Below are 13,690 nucleotides of genomic sequence, written 5' to 3' on the forward strand. Positions count from 1 at the left end.
CGAGGCTCAGCGCCGCGCGATCACGCGGTACGCGTTGGAGAAGCGGGTGCGGCGCAGCAGCGGGGCAAGGGCGTGGTCCAGGGCGAACGGAGCGGCCAGCACAGGAGCAAAACGGCCGGCCAAGCGGAGCGCCACCGCTCCGGTGAGGTCGTACGGCACATGCGGCGCGCACCGGTCGACACAGACCACCGTGCAGCCGAGCCCGTCGAGTTCGTCGAGCAGATTGCTCAGCGGCACGAGGTGCAGATGCCGCGGCTGCCCGTACGACAGCCACCACTTGCCGAGCAGTGTGCCGAACCAGCAGCCGGGGTCCGGGACTTCGACCAGCAGATGTCCGCCGGGCCGCAGCGTGGCGAGCGCGGCGCGCAGTTCCTCGCGCGGGTCGGGGCTGTGTTCCAGGTGGTGGAGCATGCTCACCACGTCGTAGCGGGCCCGCAGCCGCTCCACGAGGTCGGGCAACCGACCGCGGTATGCCTCCTCGATACGACCCAGCGCCCGCGCCCGCTCGACGCGTCCACTCGGGTCGGTTCCGTCGAAGGCCGTGTACGGGTGCACCTCCCTGGCGGCGGCCGGGAACCGGCCGAATCCGGTGCCGACGTCCAGCCAGCTCTCGGGCTCGGGATACGGGAGCATCGCGCGGGCCACGGCGAGGTGGCGTCCGCGTCCGGCCCGGGTGCGGAGGATGCGTACCGGCAGGGTGTCCTGAGGGAAGTCCCGGCGGTAGTAGGCCAGAGCCTCGGCGGTGAGGCGGGGGTTCTGGAAGGCGTGGGCGCAGTCCCGGCATTCCTCGAGGACGAAGGTGCCGGGCTTGTGCTGGAGCAGGTCCGGTGTACGCAGCAGGGTGCGCAGCCGCCGTGAGCCGCACCAGGGGCAGTCGGGCCTGCGTGGTTCGTGGAACTCGCCGGTGTCCAGGGCGAGTTCGGCGCGATACGCGGTGCGGTGCGCGGCGGTGGTGTGCGGTGTGGGGGGCATGGGCGGCTCCTGCCAAGAACGACGCGATGGGACCCGTACGGCCGGTACGACTCGTACGGCAATCCGCTGCAAACCGGAACGTATGGGATCACCCTCGCCGATGCAATCACGTTGTGGAGCCGTTGCGTTACGTACTGCGACAGAGGCTCTGACAGTGCTGCCCGGAGGCCGTGTCGTACGGGCGGACCGTCCAAGGTCGGCTGCGGACGCTGCCGGTACTGTTCGGCGAATGAGCTCGCTTAATCTCGACGACTTCTCCGATCTGATCGAGCGTCCCGACGGCGGGGTGCGCCGTGACGCCGAGGCGCGCCGGGAGCGGCAGATCGTGCCGCCCGGGTCCCTCGGGCGACTCGACGAACTGGGTGAGTGGCTGGCGGCCGCGCAGTCGGCCGTGCCGGTGCGGGCGATCGAGCGTCCGCGTGTGCTGTTGTTCGCGGGTGACCACGGGGTGGCCGAACTCGGTGTCTCCGCACGGGCGCCCGGCAGTGCGGACCAGTTGGTCAGGGCCGTGCTCGACGGCGCGAGTCCCGGGGCGGTGCTGGCCCGGCGGCTGGGCGTGCCCGTACGGGTGGTCGACATGGCGCTCGACTGCGAGCCGGAGACGCTGCCCGACGAGGTCGTACGGCATCGGGTGCGGCGTGGCTCAGGGCAGATCGACGTGGAGGACGCGCTGACCATCGAGGAGGCGGAGGCGGCGTTCCGTGCGGGGGTCGCTCTCGCGGACGCGGAGGCGGACTCCGGGACCGATCTGGTCGTCCTCGGGGATGTGAGCGTGGGCGGGACTACGGCCGCGGCCGTACTGATCGCCGCGCTGTGCGGGACCGATGCCTCTGTGGTCACCGGACGCGGTGGGCGGGCGATCGACGATCTGGCCTGGATGCGTAAGTGTGCGGCCGTCCGGGACGCGCTGCGGCGGGCGCGGCCCGTGCTCGGGGATCAGTTGCAGTTGCTCGCGACGGTGGGCGGTGCCGACCTGGCCGCGATGACCGGTTTTCTGTTGCAGAGTGCGGTGCGCAAGACGCCGGTGATCCTTGACGGCGTTGTCTCGGCCGCGTGTGCGCTGGTGGGGCAGCGGGTTGCTTTCCGTGCTCCCGACTGGTGGCTCGCGGGGCAGAACAGCGGGGAGCCGGCGCAGGCGAAGGCCCTTGATCGCATGGCCCTTGAGCCGCTGCTCGACCATGGGGTCACGGTGGGCGAGGGCGCCGGGGCGCTGCTTGCTCTGCCGCTGGTCCAGGCGGCGGCTGCGCTGGCCGCGGAGCTTCCGGAGGAGTCCGAGCCGGAGGAGTCGAAGGGGTCGGAGGATCCGGAGGATCCCGAGCCCTTGGAGGCGCAGGGCCCTGACGGGGTCTGAGCGCGCCGCTCCGCTGGGTTGGGCAGTTTCGAAGCTGCGGGTTCGTTGTGGCTTGTCGGGCCCACGCGGCGGAGCCGCAAATCGATACAGCCCCGCGCCCCTGAAGAGGCCTTCGGCCTCCCTAGGGGCGGGGGGCCGCTCCAGGCTTCGGAGTCGGGTCCGGTCTGCCGCCGATCCAGTCTTCCAGCTTGCGGCGGGGGCCGGACCAGCGGCGGTCGTGGCGGTAGGCGCGGAGGCTTGATCTGGCGCGGGCTCGTGGGCGGTTGCGGTAGAAGCGTTTGGCCCAGGCGGAGCCGGGGCGGGCCAGGCGGACGGCGCCGATCAGGGCGATGAGCGGGACGATCACGCCGAAGATCGCGAGACGGGCCTTGCCCTTGGCGAGGGCGAGGAGGGCGATGAGGAAGTTTCCGGCCACGGTGCTGATGGCGGCGCCGCGGTCCTGGAGTTCGTTCTCGCTGAGGTCGTTGACGCCGAACGGCACGAAGCCGAGGAGGACCAGGCCCACCAACGCCGCCGTGACCGCCACGACCTCGACGCTCTTGCGGCCCTGCTCGCTCCAGTAGACGTCGTCGAGATGCAGGATCAGCGCGAACTCGTCGAGCATCAGGCCCACGCCCATCCCGAAGAGGACCGCGCACATCCCCGAGCCGAAGCCATACCCCCCGCCCGCCACCGAGCCGAAGCCGCCGACGACCGTCAGGATGACGCCGGGGACGACGTGGTGGACGTGTACGCCGCCGGTCTTGACGTTGCGGAACGGGCCCTTGCCCGCGCGGATGAGCCGGGTGATGACGCGCGTGATCACGAAGGTGAGCACGAACGAGGCGAGCGCCAGCAGCAGGGGCAGCTTCCCCGGCTCGTAGATGTTCCGGTACCACCAGTCACCCATGACCCCATCCTGCGACCGGATCCGGCCCGCTGCCCGCTGTGCCGTACTCTGCGGCCCGTGTCCAAGCCGGAGAACGAACCCGCGTACGACTCCGAGAACGAGCCGGAGAACCAGCCCGCGCCCGAGCCGTCCGAGACACCCGAGACGGCCCAGACGTCCGGGACCCCATGGCCGGACGGCCTCCGGTTCGCCTTCGGCACGCTCACCGTGTTCCCCGTCGCCGTGTCGCGCTGGGACCGTGAGGCCGCCCGCGCGGGCATGCTCTGCGCACCCGTCGCGGGGCTGGCCGTCGGCCTGTGCGCGGCCGTGACCGGCGGGCTGTTCCTGCTGCTGGGCGCCGGTCCGCTGCTCGCGGCCGTGGCCACGGCCGCGGTACCCGCCGTCCTCACCCGTGGTCTCCACCTCGACGGGCTCGCCGACACGGCGGACGGGCTGGGCAGCGGCAAGCCCGCCGCGGACGCGTTGCGCATCATGACGCAATCGGACATCGGGCCGTTCGGCGTCATCGCCCTGCTCTTCGTGCTGCTGGCGCAGGTGGCGGCGCTCTCCCAGGCGTACGGGGCCTCCTGGACCGGCGGGATGTTCGCGGCCGTCGTCTCGGCGACCGTCGCGCGGCTTGCGCTCACCCTCGGCGCCCGTGTGGCGACGCCTGCGGCTCGGCCCGAGGGGCTGGGTGCTGCCGTCGCGGGCACGGTTCCCCTGCGGGGGGCGCTGCTCGTGGGGGCCGTCGTCACGGCCATCGGTGCGCTCCTGGGGGCGTACGACGGGATGTACGGCGTCGTACGCGGCGCGCTCGCCGTACTCGTCGCCTGCGCGGCGGCCGAACTTCTGCTCCGCCACTGTGTCCGCCGCCTCGGCGGCGTCACGGGTGACGTGTTCGGCGCGCTGGCGGAGACGGCGGCGACGACCGCGCTGGTCGTTCTGGTGCTGGGCTGAGGGGGTTTCTCGCCCCCGCCGCCCCGACCCATTCCCATCCCTGGGGCTCCGCCCCAGACCCCACCAGGGGCGGAGCCCCTTGGTACGGGACGGGTAGGGGCGGCGGGGGCGAATCACCCCTCACCCCAGCCCCAGCGCATGCGGCAGCGTCCCCCACGGATGTGCGCCCGCCCCCGGCACCGCGCAGTGCACCGTCGCCCCGCGCGCATGCGCCAACTCGCCGACGCGGGCACCCGCCGGCGCCCCGTACACGAGGTGGCACAGGCGGGTGCCCGTACCGCCCGGCCAAGGATCCGGGCGCAGACTCCGGTACGTCTCCCACGGACCCTCGAAGGTGACCAGGACGTCCGCGACCCTGCCGTACGCGGCATGCGGTGGCGCCCCGTGGTTGAACGCCAGGGTGTCGCAACCCGCGCCCCAGGCGGCCGTGGCGAGCCGCTGGTAGTAGCCGAACTCGCCCAGCCCAGTGGCTACTTGGTCGAGGAACGCGCCGTTCGTGTCGTACCAGGTGCGGTGTCGGGTCAGGTCGGCGACGACCTCGGCGCGCGGGCGGCGGCCGTAAGCGGTGTCGACGTACCCGAAGACCCGGACGTCGGCCGCTCGCAGCCGCTGTGCGATCTCCGCGAACGCCGGATCGGGCACCTCCCCGGGGCCGCTGGCCGGGTTGAGCACAACCCCGTAGAGGCGGGGCGCGGCGGCGACGATCGCCTCCCATTCGGCGGGGCGGACGGACGGGTGCTCGTAGTACGGGACCAGCAGACGGCTCACCGGTGGGCCGTCGCTCTGCCCAGCAGCCAGCACACCAGGGCCGCCAGTACGCCGGCCGCCGTGGCGTACACGACGAGGCCGATCAGGTGCGGGTCCGCACCGTCCACCAGCAGCGCCACACTCTGCGCGAGCCCGGCGGCGCAGCAGACCACGGCGGCGCTCAGGACCGCGCCGAAGGACTGGAGCAGCAGGCCCGTCCACAGGACCACGCCCAGGAGCAGCAGGGCGGTGAGGCGTACGCCGCCCAGGCCGGGCGCGTCGGGCCACAGCGCGGCGGTGGCGAGGCTGAGCAGGAACAGCGCCGCGAGATAGGCGCTGAGGCACTTCACGAGGGTGACCGCGGTGGTCCGCCAGAACGCGCGGGACGTACGGCTGGAGCGCAGCCCGGCGAGGCTTCCGCTGCGGAACCGGTACAGCAGCCACTCCGCGGGCCCCATGCTCAGCGTCAGCGCCACGGCGGCCGGTGCGGCGATCGCGGCGTCCGAACCGGCGCCCTCGGCCAGGACGTCGCCGAGCGCCACGTACACGACGAGGACGCCGCTGCCCACCCCGAAGAAGGCGTACGGCAGGGAGGCGCCGAGCCAGGGCGCGGCACGTGTGCCCTTTCTGTTGCCCTTTCTGTCCGGGGTGCCGCCTCGGAAAGGCAGGAAAGGCAGCAATGCCGCGAGCCCTGCCCGCCGGCTGATCCGCTTCCCGTCCCCCGACTCCCGTACCGCCGGGGCGACTTCACGCACCGCGAGCACCGACACCGCGGCCAGGGAGCCCAGCAGGAGGGCCAGTCTCGCGGCGTCCGGCACCGGGCGGGCCAGTGCGACCAGTGCGCCGGCCGTCATGGGCAGCAGGGCGGCCAGCAGGGCCCGTTCGCGGCCCATCACCAGCAGGACGGTGGCCGCTCCGAGGTAACAGGACTGCCCGGCCGCGAAGGCGACCGCGCCGAGGTGGTCCGCGGCGACGGCCAGCGCGACCAGGGAGCCGAGCAGAGCGCCCGCCGGAGCGCCCAGGAGGAGCGAGCGGCGGGAGGCGGTGCGGTCGCCCAATCCCAGCCAGGAGTACGCCCGGTGGGCCAAGCCCTGGTTCCAGGCCCAGCCGCACAGGGCGCCGGCCAGCAGCGGAGCCGTACCGGCGGGGAGTCCGAGGCCGCCCTCGGGGCCGGCTAGGAGGGGCGCCCCGAGGACGTAGCCGAGTCCGGGCAGTGCGAAGACGACGCCTCGGAGCAGGCAGCCCAGCAGGCCTATGCGCCACGGGTCGTGGGCCGGGCCCGCCGGTTCGGGGTGGCGGCGTTCGACGCGTGCGTACAGTTCCTCGGCGAGCGAGAAGGAGTTCTTGCAGCCGTACTTCTCGCGGATCTGGTCGTCCGACATGCCGTCGGACTCCAGGAGCGCGGCGATCTCGTCGGGGTGGACGGCGGCGGCGATGAAGTCGTCGAGGCGCGTGGCGAGTTCGTCCACCGGGTCGGGTCCCGCCCAGCTGGGCCGGCCTCGGCGCGGTACGGCGGGCAGGGTGTCGGGGGGTGCGCCGGGCGGCATCGAGATCGATCCGCTCACCAGTCCGTCCCTGCCGTGGCGACAGCCTGGTACCAGGGGTCGCGCAGCTCGACGGTCCAGTCGACGACGGTCTCGACGGTGGGCTCGTACACCTCGGGCAGGCCCGCGAGCTCCTGGTAGATGGTGCGGAAGGCGTCCACGGAGCGGCGGAGGGTGAACCGGTCGATGACGCGCTGGCGCGACAGCCGGCCCAGTGCCAGGCGCCAGTCGTCGTCCTTGAGCAGCGTGAGCGCGGCCGCGGCCATCTTCTCGGGTTCACGCGGCGGCACTACGAGCCCGGTGTCGCCGACCGCCTCCTTCACCCCGCCGACGTCGGTGGAGACCGTGGTCCGCCCGCACGACATGGCCTCGATGATCGAGAAGGGGAAGCCCTCCGAGATCGACGACAGCATCACCACATGCCCGGCCGCGTACGCCCGCCACACCTCACTGATCCGCCCCTCGAAGCTGAGCCCGTCCGTCACACCGAGCTCGGCGGCGAGCTTCTCCAGCCGGGTCTTGTACGCCTCTCCCCCGGCCGGCACGGGACCGAACAACCGCAGCCTGGTCTCGGGGAGTTCGGCGCGCACCATGGCGTACGCGCGGATCAGTGTCTCCAGGTCCTTGATGGGGTCGATACGGCCGCACCAGGTGAGCGTAGGCACCTCGGGCTCGGGTCCGGCATGCGGGAAGGCGCCCGGGTCCACGCCGTTGTAGACGGTACGGATCTTGTCGGGGTCGGCGCCGCCGCGTTCCTCCCAGCGGCGGTTGTACTGGTTGCACGGGGTGATCAGCTCGGCTGACTTGTAGCCGAGAGTGTTGAGCTCGCGGTAGAAGCCGAGCATCAGAGCCTTGACGGGCCAGCGCTGTTCCTCGCTGCGGTAGCCGAGATAGCGCTCGCGCAGGTAGATGCCGTGCTCGGTGAGCAGAAGGGGTATGCCGTCCAACTCCCTTGCGGCCAGGGCCGGGAGGGTGGCGAGGCCGCTGCCGGTGCAGTGCGAGACGGAGCCCTCGGGGAGCCGTACGCCGAGCGGGCGCAGTGCGTGCTCCAGCAGGTCGGTCGCGGTCAGCGCGTCGTGCACGGTGGGCCGGGCGGCGGCGGTCGGCAGATGCGGCAGGGTCCAGATCCACATCAGCGAGCGCAGCGCGGCCTCAGTGCGCAGGGCCGCCGACAGCCGTCCCTCGCGGGCGAGTTGGGCCAGTTCGTAGAGCGCCTCGCCGAAGTCGCAGTGCGCCTCGGGATCGAGGAAGGACAGCAGGAACCGTTCGTAGGTGTCGAGGAAGCGGCGGCGGGCGCTCCCGCGGGGTGGGCGCCGGGAGCCGGGTCGCCTGCCCCACAGCGGTACGGAGGTGTGCTGGTAGACGTTGGACGGCAGCTCCCAGGTCACGGGTTCGCGACCGCTGCCGGCGAGCGATATGAGGTTGAACTCGACTTCGGGCATGCCCTTCACGAGCTGGTCGCACCAGGTGCTGACCCCGCCGTGGACCAGCGGATACGTGCCCTCCGTGAGCATGGTGACATGACGGCCGGTGGTGCCGGTGGTCATCGTGGGGGTCCCCCTGGAACATGTCTACGGCTCGGTGGACGGGCGTCTGTTGTGCGCTGCGCTGCTCTCTCGTCAGGCGAACGCTCGTACGGTCAGCGTGAGGGCGTTCTGCGAGCTCTCCGGCGTGGTCCAGGCCGAGCGCTCACCCGCGTACGGAGTGCCGAACTCAGCCGTACCGCCCGGGAGTTGCTTGAGCGTGCCCTGGGGCGCGGTCACCGGGATCTCGGTCCCGGACGGGGCGGTGACGGTGACCGTGTCGCCGACCCGGTACGCCGTGACGTCACCGTCCGCGACGGCCTGCTGCCAGTCGGCGCGGCGCTGGAACTCCGTGCCGATCGCACTCTGCCGCGGGTTCTCCAGCGGGGTGTTGTCCGCGAACAGCGCGCGATAGTCGGCGAGCACCTTGTCCAGGACCGGGTAGAGCAGCCGGTCCTCGGCCAGGTTGGACTGGTGGACGTAGTGCGGGCGCGGGTCGTTGTGCACGGCGTGCCCGAGGGCGATACGGGCCTCCTGCGGGACGATGTACGACTCGAATCCGGTGGCCGGGTCGAGCGGGTCCTCCAGGCAGGTGGACGTGGGGTTGTTCTCGCAGACGCCACTGCCGCCGTCGGCCGCGGAGGTGTAGACCCAGTTGTACTCGTCGGTCATCTCGGCGGCCGTACCGACGTTGTAGTACACGTTCATCGGATGACGCGGCACGGTCAGCGCGGCGCCCACCGAACGCTGCTCCGGTTCACGGGAGTTGTCGGAGGCGATCCACTCGATGCCGGTGTCGGCGAGGGCTCCCGCGAGGTTCGGGTTGTCGTCCGGCTGCTGTGGCAGCGTCTTCAGACCCGAGTGCTCCCCGGTCACCAACTCGGTGGAGTCGACCGGGAGTCCGTGGCGTTCCGCCCACTGCTGGTTGTCGCTGATCTGCGCCGAGATCTCGGCGCGGCTCATGTACTGGGTCGTGCCGTCGGGGTTCTTGGCACAGCTCCACGGCACGGTGCTGGTGTCCTGGACGCAGCCCAGGAAGGGGTGCGTGTACGTGTGGTTGATCCAGCGGTACTCGTCCTTGTCGGCGAGGAGTCGGTCGGTCAGCGCGTCCGTGCCGCCGTTCTCCGCCTTCCACTCCTCGCCGGCGCCCGCGTTGTAGACCATGTCGAGGGTGAAGTCGCTGCTCTCCTGCCACTGCGCGGCGTACACCGCGTCGTCCGCGGTCATCCGGATCGGCGTGGTCCCCTCGCCGTCACCGCCGACGCAGTCGAAGTCGCCGGGTGTGCAGTTGCGTTCAGTGTCCCAGCGGCTGTCGGGGGCGAAGACGTCGTCGACATGGACGGAAAAGTAGTTCCTGCTCTGCCCGAGGTGTACGCCCTGAGTCAGCCATTCGACGATGCCCCGGGCCAGGACCCGGAACTGCTGCTGGTCGTCGTTGTACGCGAAGGTCACGACGAGTTCGCGGCGGCCGTCGTGGGCGTACTCGCCGACCAGGCTGCCGCGGCCGGTGCCACCGGGCACGGCGATGTCGACGTAGCTGGTGAAGCCCTCGCGCGGCCGGGCCACGTAGCCGTAACTCTCCTGAACGGAGCCGGAGTTGTCCTCGAACCTCAGCGGCCCGTCGAGGTAGCCGAAATACCCCGCCTGCCCGGCCTCGGTGACCGAGGCCTCCCGGCCGTCGAGCGTGCCGGCCCAGCCGCCCTGGTCGGTGTAGTCGAGGCCGACGCCGGGGTGCGCCCAGGTGTAGGCGTCGACCTGCGGGATGCCGAAGGTCCTCTCGTACGACTCCAGGGCGGCCTGCTCGGCCGAACCCGCCCCGAACGGCGCCTCGTTGGGCAGGACGACGCCTTGGAACTTGGCGCGCGGGACACCACTCTCCACCGTGTCGCTGAGGAACGCCTCGTCGATCGTCGGGCGGTCCGGGTCGTCGAGATCGACGGTGGTGTACGGGATGCCGGTGCTCTTCAGCTCCTCGGTGATGGCTCCGACGGGGCTGTCGCCGTTGTCGACGACCAGCACCCTGAGATCAATACGCGGCTCCTCCGCCGCGGACGCTCCGGGGGCTCCGAGGCCCAGCGCCAGCATGCCCGCCGCCGCCAAGCAAACGGCCACGGTTCTCCAACTGCGCGCGCTCTGCGCCACGGTGGCTTCCTCCCCTGACGGATCCTCATGTGGTCAGCTGAAGGAGGATCCGTAGAAATCATGCAAAGCGGAGAGAGGATCACTCACCGCAAATGCGACGACTGTGACTCAGGTCACTCAATGTGAGGGCTGAGAAGTGGCCACGCCGCCACGACGGGATGAACGGTCGCTGGAATGAGCGAAACCCGCCACCGAGCGTAGGCTCATGTCCGGTACTCCCCCGGTCCGGTCCAGCCTGCCGATCCGCCGTCTCATAGGCTCCCTCGTCGGGCCCGGCCGAGCCACCCCTCTCGGCCACAGCAACTCAATGGAAGCGAGATTTCACCACCGTGACTGCTCTCACTCTCAGCACCGCCGCAGCGCCCGGCCTGCGAGCCGACGCGATCGTCGTCGGTGTCGCCAAGGGCGGCTCCGACAAGGGCGGCTCCGCCAAGTCCGGGGACCTGGTCGTCGCACCGGGCGCGGAGGCCGTGGACAAGGCGTACGACGGCGGGCTCGCCGGCGTTCTGGAGACCCTCGGCGCCTCCGGTGGCGAGGGCGAGGTGACGAAGCTGCCGGCACCGTCCGGCTTCAAGACGCCGGTCGTGCTGGCGGTCGGTCTCGGTGCGCAGCCGGACAAGGAGGCCTCGTTCGGCACCGAGACGCTGCGCCGCGCCGCCGGTGCCGCCGCCCGCGCGCTGGCCGGCTCGAAGAAGGCCGCGTTCGCCCTGCCGGTCACGGACGCCGCCGACGCGGGCGCCATCGGCGAGGGCGCGCTGCTCGGGGCGTACGCCTTCGACGTCTACAAGGAGAACGGCAAGGACTCCAAGGACGCCAAGAAGGGCGCGAAGAACGGCAAGGCCCCGCTCGCCGAGATCGCGCTGCTCGGCGGGAAGCCCCGCGACAAGGCGTACAAGGCGGCCGTCGAGCGCGCCACCGCCGTCTGCGAGGAGCTCAACCGCGCCCGCGACCTCGTCAACACCCCGCCGAACGACCTGAACCCGGAGGCCTTCGCGGCCGTCGCGCAGGCCGCGGCCAAGGAGCACGGCATCAAGGTGCAGGTGCTCGACGAGAAGGCCCTGGAGAAGGGCGGGTACGGCGGCATCCTCGGCGTCGGTGCCGGGTCCGCGGCCGCGCCCCGCCTGGTGAAGCTCTCGTACACCTCGTCCAAGGCGAAGAAGCACCTGGCCTTCGTCGGCAAGGGCATCACGTACGACTCGGGCGGCATCTCGCTGAAGCCCGCGGGCCACAACGAGACGATGAAGTGCGACATGAGTGGCGCCGCTGCCGTGTTCGCGGCGGTCGTCGCCGCCGCGCGGCTTGGCCTTGAGGTGAACGTCACCGGGTGGCTGGCGCTGGCCGAGAACATGCCGTCGGGGTCGGCCACCCGGCCCGGTGATGTGCTGCGGATGTACAGCGGCAAGACGGTCGAGGTGCTGAACACCGACGCCGAGGGGCGGCTCGTGCTCGCCGACGCGTTGTGGAAGGCGTCCGAGGACAAGCCGGACGCGATCATCGATGTGGCGACGCTGACCGGGGCGATGGTGCTGGCGCTGGGCAGCCGTACGTTCGGTGTCATGGCCAACGATGACGCGTTCCGCTCCGCGGTGGTGGAGGCCGCGGAGGAGACCGGTGAGGCTTCGTGGCCGATGCCTCTGCCGGACCATCTGAAGAAGGGGATGGACTCCCCTACCGCTGATATTGCCAACATGGGTGAGCGGATGGGCGGGGGCCTGGTCGCCGGGCTGTTCCTGAAGGAGTTCGTCGGGGAGGGCATCACCTGGGCCCACCTCGACATCGCGGGCCCGGCCTTCAACGAGTCCGGTCCCTTTGGCTACACCCCGAAGGGGGGCACGGGGTCGGCTGTGCGCACGTTGGTGAGGGTTGCCGAGCTGACGGCTTCTGGGGATCTCGGCTGAGGTTGCGTTGCTGAGCGCCCAGTAGCTCGGTCCGTTCCGTCGTACGCGACTGCGGGTCGTATGCGGCTGGGCGCGCCCGCGCCCCCTACGGGTCGCTGCCCTGACCGCCCCCTCACAAGTGAGCGTGGGACGTCTCACACACCGGCCCGGCGTCCACGTTCCGGCGGACAAGTGCAAAGATGGGGTCTCGGCAGGACAGGGCCCCACCACAGGGCCGAAGAAAGAGCGGCCGGACACCAGCCGCCGCCCGGTCGGGAGACCGGCGTACGGCGCACATGCATGGAGGACGTGACGTGGCGAACGACGCCAGCACCGTTTTCGACCTAGTGATCCTCGGCGGCGGTAGCGGCGGCTATGCCGCGGCCCTGCGCGGAGCGCAGCTGGGCCTTGACGTCGCCCTGATCGAGAAGAACAAGCTCGGCGGCACCTGCCTGCACAACGGCTGCATCCCCACGAAGGCCCTGCTGCACGCCGGCGAGATCGCCGACCAGGCGCGCGAGGCCGACCAGTTCGGCGTGAAGGCCACCTTCGAGGGCATCGACATCGCGGCCGTCCACAAGTACAAGGACGACGTGATCAGCGGCCTCTACAAGGGCCTGCAGGGTCTCGTCGCCTCGCGCAAGGTGACGTACATCGAGGGCGAGGGCCGGCTGTCCTCCCCCACCTCCGTCGACGTGAACGGCCGGCGCGTTCAGGGCCGCCACGTGCTCCTCGCGACCGGCTCCGTGCCGAAGTCGCTGCCGGGCCTGGAGATCGACGGCAACCGCATCATCTCCTCGGACCACGCGCTGACACTGGACCGCGTACCGCAGTCCGCGGTCGTCCTCGGCGGCGGCGTCATCGGCGTCGAGTTCGCCTCGGCCTGGAAGTCCTTCGGTACGGACGTCACGGTCATCGAGGGCCTGAAGCACCTCGTGCCGGTCGAGGACGAGAACAGCTCCAAGCTTCTTGAGCGCGCCTTCCGCAAGCGCGGCATCAAGTTCAACCTCGGCACCTTCTTCGAGAAGGCCGAGTACACGCAGGACGGCGTCCGTGTGACCCTCGCCGACGGCAAGACCTTCGAGGCGGAGGTGCTGCTTGTCGCCATCGGCCGCGGCCCGGTCTCGCAGGGCCTGGGCTACGAGGAGCAGGGCGTCGCGATGGACCGCGGCTATGTCCTGGTCGACGAGTACATGCGCACGAACGTCCCGACCATCTCGGCCGTCGGTGACCTGGTCCCCACGCTCCAGCTCGCCCACGTCGGCTTCGCCGAGGGCATCCTGGTCGCGGAGCGTCTCGCCGGTCTGAAGACCGTGCCGATCGACTACGACGGTGTGCCGCGGGTGACGTACTGCCACCCGGAGGTCGCCTCCGTCGGTATCACCGAGGCCAAGGCCAAGGAGGTCTACGGCGCGGACAAGGTCGTCGCTCTCAAGTACAACCTCGCGGGCAACGGCAAGAGCAAGATCCTCAAGACCGCGGGCGAGATCAAGCTCGTCCAGGTCAAGGACGGTGCCGTCGTCGGCGTCCACATGGTCGGCGACCGCATGGGCGAGCAGGTCGGCGAGGCCCAGCTGGTCTACAACTGGGAGGCGCTGCCCGCCGAGGTCGCGCAGCTCATCCACGCTCACCCGACGCAGAACGAGGCGCTCGGCGAGGCCCACCTGGCCCTGGCCGGCAAACCGCTGCACTCGCACGACTGACAGCCC

The 13,690-nt window shown here is 71.2% G+C and carries 10 protein-coding genes; 4 read left to right on the plus strand and 6 right to left on the minus strand.

The window, feature by feature from the left end:
* Window positions 1-6 precede the first annotated feature (6 nt).
* A complete protein-coding gene (locus tag G6048_RS13345; protein WP_165339728.1) occupies window positions 7-972 on the minus strand; it encodes a class I SAM-dependent methyltransferase in 966 nt (321 codons plus the stop codon).
* 229 nt (window positions 973-1,201) lie between these two features.
* On the opposite strand from G6048_RS13345, the gene cobT reads away from it, so the two are divergent.
* On the plus strand, window positions 1,202-2,323 hold the full coding sequence (gene cobT, locus G6048_RS13350) for a nicotinate-nucleotide--dimethylbenzimidazole phosphoribosyltransferase (RefSeq protein ID WP_165339729.1): 1,122 nt from the start codon (window positions 1,202-1,204) through the stop codon (window positions 2,321-2,323).
* A 121-nt stretch (window positions 2,324-2,444) separates the two neighbouring features.
* Here the strand turns inward: cobT and G6048_RS49460 are convergent, their stop codons facing one another.
* Window positions 2,445-3,212: a hypothetical protein gene (locus G6048_RS49460; protein WP_235989688.1), complete on the minus strand. Its 768-nt coding sequence runs from the start codon at window positions 3,210-3,212 to the stop codon at window positions 2,445-2,447.
* A 57-nt stretch (window positions 3,213-3,269) separates the two neighbouring features.
* On the opposite strand from G6048_RS49460, the gene G6048_RS13360 reads away from it, so the two are divergent.
* Window positions 3,270-4,148 (plus strand): adenosylcobinamide-GDP ribazoletransferase, encoded by an 879-nt coding sequence (locus G6048_RS13360; protein WP_408056133.1) that lies wholly within the window; start codon window positions 3,270-3,272, stop codon window positions 4,146-4,148.
* Window positions 4,149-4,268: 120 nt separating this feature from the next.
* Here G6048_RS13360 and G6048_RS13365 read toward each other — a convergent pair whose 3' ends face one another.
* The 4 genes from G6048_RS13365 to G6048_RS13380 form a co-directional block, all read right to left on the minus strand.
* A complete protein-coding gene (locus tag G6048_RS13365) occupies window positions 4,269-4,916 on the minus strand; it encodes a spherulation-specific family 4 protein (RefSeq protein ID WP_165339732.1) in 648 nt (215 codons plus the stop codon).
* Window positions 4,913-6,460 (minus strand): hypothetical protein, encoded by a 1,548-nt coding sequence (locus G6048_RS13370; protein WP_165339733.1) that lies wholly within the window; start codon window positions 6,458-6,460, stop codon window positions 4,913-4,915. Before G6048_RS13370 ends, G6048_RS13365 begins: the two co-directional genes overlap by 4 nt.
* Window positions 6,457-7,986, minus strand: a complete 1,530-nt coding sequence (pelF, locus tag G6048_RS13375; RefSeq protein WP_235989690.1) for a GT4 family glycosyltransferase PelF — start codon at window positions 7,984-7,986, stop codon at window positions 6,457-6,459. The genes G6048_RS13370 and pelF overlap by 4 nt, the downstream gene beginning before the upstream one ends.
* 72 nt (window positions 7,987-8,058) lie before the next feature.
* Window positions 8,059-10,047 carry a hypothetical protein gene (locus G6048_RS13380; protein WP_165339769.1) on the minus strand — a complete coding sequence of 663 codons (1,989 nt, stop codon included), beginning with the start codon at window positions 10,045-10,047 and terminating at the stop codon, window positions 8,059-8,061.
* 386 nt (window positions 10,048-10,433) lie between these two features.
* Here G6048_RS13380 and G6048_RS13385 point away from each other — a divergent pair, with 386 nt between their 5' ends.
* Window positions 10,434-12,002, plus strand: a complete 1,569-nt coding sequence (locus G6048_RS13385) for a leucyl aminopeptidase (protein WP_165339734.1) — start codon at window positions 10,434-10,436, stop codon at window positions 12,000-12,002.
* Window positions 12,003-12,295: 293 nt separating this feature from the next.
* Window positions 12,296-13,684, plus strand: coding sequence for a dihydrolipoyl dehydrogenase (gene lpdA, locus G6048_RS13390; protein ID WP_165339735.1), 1,389 nt, complete (start codon window positions 12,296-12,298; stop codon window positions 13,682-13,684).
* The last annotated feature ends 6 nt before the right edge of the window (window positions 13,685-13,690 follow it).

Source organism: Streptomyces ureilyticus (assembly GCF_011045025.1).
Lineage (GTDB): Bacteria > Actinomycetota > Actinomycetes > Streptomycetales > Streptomycetaceae > Streptomyces > Streptomyces ureilyticus.